The 2271-nt window shown below is 73.8% G+C and carries 2 protein-coding genes and 2 pseudogenes; all 4 read right to left on the bottom strand.

The genetic code is table 11. The features are described from left to right. Positions 1-375, bottom strand: a pseudogene (locus H5J30_RS28205) (hypothetical protein); the annotation flags it as partial. A 35-nt stretch (positions 376-410) separates the two neighbouring features. Then, positions 411-920, bottom strand: a complete 510-nt coding sequence (locus tag H5J30_RS28200) for a LexA family transcriptional regulator (RefSeq protein WP_181790114.1) — start codon at positions 918-920, stop codon at positions 411-413. A gap of 71 nt (positions 921-991) precedes the next feature. Then, positions 992-1633 (bottom strand): annotated as a pseudogene (locus H5J30_RS28195) (phosphatase PAP2 family protein); the annotation flags it as partial. A 169-nt stretch (positions 1634-1802) separates the two neighbouring features. Beyond that, positions 1803-2271, bottom strand: a 469-nt coding sequence (locus H5J30_RS28190; RefSeq protein ID WP_508470874.1) for an NsdA family TPR-like regulatory protein, incomplete at its 5' end; no start/stop codon positions are given.

Genomic DNA, 2271 nt, shown 5'->3' with positions numbered 1-2271 from the left:
CGCCTCGGCTGCTGCCCAGTTCGGCCGCACGCCGAAGTTGAAGCTGAGGGCGTAGCGGGTGGCGTGGCCGGTACGGCTTCCGCGGGTGGCGGGCGCGGTGATGATGCCGGCCGCGATGGCGGCGGCCAGCCAGCGCCGTACGTCGCGCTCGTCGGCGCGCGCGGCGGCGGCGATCTGGCCGAGGGTGATGGTGTCGCCGCCGCGGTAGCGCAGTTGCCCGTCCGCGTGCGCGACGGCGCGCAGGGTGTACATCAGGCGCAGGAAGCCGCCGGTGAGGGTGCGGGGCAGCTGCGGGGCCCACTGTCGGGCGAGCGTGTTGCCCCAGGTGTTCGGCACGCTGCTGCCGCGGTCTGGTGGTGTCTCGTCGTCGTGCACGGTGGCGCTCCAGTGGTGCAGGGGGCGGACGGTGGTCAGTCGGCGGGCAGGGTGAGTGCCACGGCGCGGCGGGTGCGGAGGTCCAGTCCGTCAGCGCGGGTGGCAGCGCGCTGCAGCCAGCCGCGGGCCTGCAGCTGCTGCAGGGAGCAATGGACCTGCCGGGTGTGCACGCCGCAGGCGTCAGCGAGCTGGACGACGCCGGGCATGAGACGGCGCGGGATCCGCCCGGTGTCGGGGGTCGCCAGGGACGCCAGGACGAACGCCAGCAGGCGGGCGTGAGGGTGGAGGCCAGAGCGGCGGAGGGCGCGCTCGTACACCGCGCGGTCCCACGTGATCGTGCGCGGGGGCGGGGTCAGTTCGGCGAGGTCCTCACGCACCACGGCCAGCGGAGCGGGGCGGGCGGCCGCGGCCGGCGCCGGGCGGAGCGTGGCGGGGTTGAGGACGGGAGCGGGCCGCGGCGCGGCCGCGGCGCCGGCGGCCTGCTGCCGCAGCTTGGCGGCCAGGTCGCCGGGGGTGGGCGGCCGGGTGGTGGTGATCGGGTCCATGTCGGTCCTCCGTCCGGTCAGGTGGGGGGTGCGTGGTGTGCGGGGTCATGGAGGTGGTGCGGAGTGGTGGCGAGGAAGTAGTGGTTGGCGGTGCCCATGACCACGATGGTGGTGACGAGCGGGTACGCGACGCCCAGCAGCCGCACCGGCGTGTGCGGCGCGTGCCGCCACAGCACCACCGCGCACCACAGCGCCCAGCCGACGTGCAGGCTGGGCATCGCCGCGTACTGGTTGGTGAGCCCGCCGAGCCCGCGCGGCGCGCTCGCCTCGCCGCCCCACCAGCCGTACGACGAGTACTGCGCCATCGTGTCGACGAACCCGTAGGCCGGGTCCAGCAGCCGCGGCGGGCAGGTCGGCATGAGGATGAAGCCGGCGAGGGCGACGACGGTGGAGAGGAGCAGCCAGGTGCGGTAGCGCCGGTAGTGCACGCGGTGGCGGAGCCAGACCCAGACCAGGACGACGGGCGTGACGACGTAGTGCAGGGACGCGTAGATGAAGTCTGCGGGGACGCCGAGCACCGCGTGCGCGGTGAACAGTCTGTTGAGCGGGTCCTCGAAGTTGATGTGCAGGGTCTTCTCGATGTCGAGCAGCGCGAGCCCGTTGTCGACGGCCATGGCCACGTCGCCGCGGGCGAGTAGTCTGCCGGCTGAGTACGCCATGTACACCACGACGACGAGCAACAGCTCCGTCCACCAACGCTGCCTCAGTCGCATGGTCCAGGCACTCCGTCTCCGCTTCCCCGCTGCGGGCCGCCCCACGTGGCCCACGGTCAACCGTACGGTGTACGTCAGCCCACTGCACGGTGTATATCCCGTCCACCGAACGGTGGAGGGAGCCAGAAAGACGCTGAATGATCCGGAAAGGTTGCCCCGGAGGGCCGGATCAGGCCGAATTCGGTCGCAGATTCGTGAGAAAAGCCTCGACCTCGATGTTGCCCGACCAGCGCCGCAGCCGCTCCGCGGTGCCGCCGAGCATGGCCCGTACGCGCGCGGAGCGCACCTCCTGAAGGAGCGCGAGCGCGCTGCGGCCCGCGGCGGCGGCCTCGTCGGGGTGGCCGCCGGCCGCGAGATTTTCGGCCAGTTCCGCGGTGAACAGGGCGGTGTTGCGGGCGAAGTGCGGGTCCTGGAGGAGTACGGCGCGGCGGGCGCACTCGGCGGCGCGGTGGTGGTCGCCGAGCGCCGCCCAGCACTGCGCCTCCAGGCCGGTCAGCTCGGCCTCGCCGTAGAACGACATCCACTCCGGGCCGTCGTCCGCCGCACCCCGGGCGAACAGGTCGCCGGCCGCGGCCAGCGCCTCGCGGGTCGCGGCGCGGTCGCCGAGCAGCGCCCAGCCGCCGGCCTCGCGGGCGGCG

The organism is Streptomyces phytophilus, from assembly GCF_013870535.1.
In the GTDB taxonomy this organism is placed as follows: Bacteria; Actinomycetota; Actinomycetes; order Streptomycetales; family Streptomycetaceae; genus Streptomyces; species Streptomyces phytophilus.
The sequence above is the reverse complement of the archived record's forward strand: the minus strand, read 5'-3'. Positions and strand labels throughout refer to the sequence as shown.